Consider the following 1622-nt stretch of genomic DNA (forward strand, 5'->3'; position numbering starts at 1 on the left):
CAGACCCTGAACAGCCGCCACCTTACCGGGCATGCGGTTGACGTGGTGGCTTACGTTGGCACTGAAATTTCCTGGAACATGCCGCTTTATCAGCAGATTGCGCAGGCGTTTAAGCAGGCATCAGCGGAGCTTTCCATCCCTGTCGAATGGGGTGGCGACTGGAAAACGCTGAAGGATGGTCCGCACTTCCAGCTTCCTTTCGCACAGTATCCGGCAACAGCAGCCTGATGTTCCGGGGGACCGTACTTATGGCGCTCCTTAACCGCCTGGGCGAACTTGTCACCAACCCGCAGGGTCGCCTGTCTACCACGGATACCGCCACGATGGTGGCACTGGTTGTCAGTTCGCTGGCGCTGATTATCTGTGTCGTGATGGACAGACAACCCGACGCAGCGCTGGGCCTGTATCTCGGTGCCTGGGTAACGCATGCCGGGGTGCAGGTCCACCAGAAGCTGAAGGTGCCCGTTGCCCGTCCTGCGGGAGGTGATGATGAACAGCGTAATTAAATGGCTTTTAACCCGTCTTTTACCGGGCGTCGTGCTCTGTGCAGCGCTGGCCGGGGCGGGATGGTGGCTGTACAGCACGGGCTATGACTCCGGCCATTTGAGTGCGAAAGCCGACGGCGATACCGCACTGGCAAATGAGAAACAGGCCCGTGCGGACGAGCGCCAGCAACTGGCACAAGCGGGTCAGCAGGCGCTTTTGAAAGCCAGCGACAACGAGCGCCGGCAGCGGGAACGGGCTGACAGCCTTGCCCGGCAGCTGGCGGATAAAGAATCTGAGCTGAAGCAGACCAGCAGTCTGCTGCAGCTGAATATCAGTAAGGCGGTCAGCGATGACAATCAGACTTCTGGCTGTGGTTTTAACGGGCTTGGGCCTCACGGCCTGCAGCTCTACACAAAAGCCCTCGGATACGCCGGTGGTGGTCACACCCGCGCCGGTGATAGTTCAGGACAGTAAACCTCCGCGAGCGATGGTCACGGTGGCCCCGATGCCACCCGCACCGTCAGCGTATGCCGGTGGCTCACAGGGGCTACCCCCGGATGCTCTGTTGCGGCATGCCACCGACTACGGCACCTGGTGTCAGACCCACGCCGCGAAACTTCACGCCCTTGAGGCATTTTTCTGGCCCGTGCCGGATAAGGACAAATAGAAATGGATGCAGTCCATCTTGCCGAGTTCTGACAGACCGCTCTGCTGGGGTTGTTCTCGTTTGGGTTCACCTTCTGGATCAAGAACCTTCACGCGACGATTGAACGTCTGCGCGAGGATAACCGGCAGATGTATACCGTGTTTCAGCTCAAATCGGATGCCCTGCGCGATCAGGAAAAAATCATGAGCATGCTCGGAGAAATCAAGCAGTCGATGGAGCGAACCGGCGAGCGTATTGACCGACTGATTGATGGCCAGGGGGCGCGTTAATGGCGCACCCGAAAGCGGTCAGGGATGCCGTCAGGCGCGATTACATCGCCCAGGGGATCGCCCCCGAAGTGCTGGGGCCGATGCACGGTGTCAGCGTGGCGTCAGTTATCCGCTGGCGTCGTGAGTCGCGGGAGAACGGCGACGACTGGGACAAGCAGCGTGCCGCCCGCCGCCTGTCCTCTGGCGTGCCGGAGGATATC

General features: G+C 60.1%; 5 protein-coding genes. All 5 read left to right on the forward strand.

From position 1 onward, the window contains the following. The coding region (locus tag BBW68_RS13400; protein ID WP_245675273.1) for a M15 family metallopeptidase at positions 1-228 on the forward strand (228 nt) is incomplete at its 5' end. Positions 229-248: 20 nt separating this feature from the next. Continuing rightward, positions 249-506: a DUF2644 domain-containing protein gene (locus tag BBW68_RS13405; protein ID WP_245675274.1), complete on the forward strand. Its 258-nt coding sequence runs from the start codon at positions 249-251 to the stop codon at positions 504-506. Next, positions 490-960: a hypothetical protein gene (locus BBW68_RS13410; protein ID WP_070135738.1), complete on the forward strand. Its 471-nt coding sequence runs from the start codon at positions 490-492 to the stop codon at positions 958-960. The genes BBW68_RS13405 and BBW68_RS13410 overlap by 17 nt, the downstream gene beginning before the upstream one ends. 321 nt (positions 961-1281) lie before the next feature. After that, entirely contained in the window at positions 1282-1422 is a 141-nt protein-coding gene (locus BBW68_RS19985) for a hypothetical protein (RefSeq protein ID WP_245675275.1), read from the forward strand. Beyond that, positions 1422-1622: DUF1804 family protein (locus BBW68_RS13425; RefSeq protein ID WP_148127680.1), on the forward strand; the 201-nt coding region annotated here is incomplete at its 3' end. The genes BBW68_RS19985 and BBW68_RS13425, both read left to right, overlap by 1 nt.

Origin of the sequence: Candidatus Erwinia dacicola, assembly GCF_001756855.1 — a bacterium.
In the GTDB taxonomy this organism is placed as follows: domain Bacteria; phylum Pseudomonadota; class Gammaproteobacteria; order Enterobacterales; family Enterobacteriaceae; genus Erwinia; species Erwinia dacicola.

Excerpts from the sequence above, each read along its gene's own strand:
- BBW68_RS13410 (WP_070135738.1), top strand. The coding sequence starts at position 490 with ATGAACAGCGTAATTAAATGGCTTTTAACCCGTCTTTTACCGGGCGTC.
- BBW68_RS13405 (WP_245675274.1), top strand. The coding sequence starts at position 249 with ATGGCGCTCCTTAACCGCCTGGGCGAACTTGTCACCAACCCGCAGGGT.
- BBW68_RS19985 (WP_245675275.1), top strand. The coding sequence starts at position 1,282 with ATGTATACCGTGTTTCAGCTCAAATCGGATGCCCTGCGCGATCAGGAA.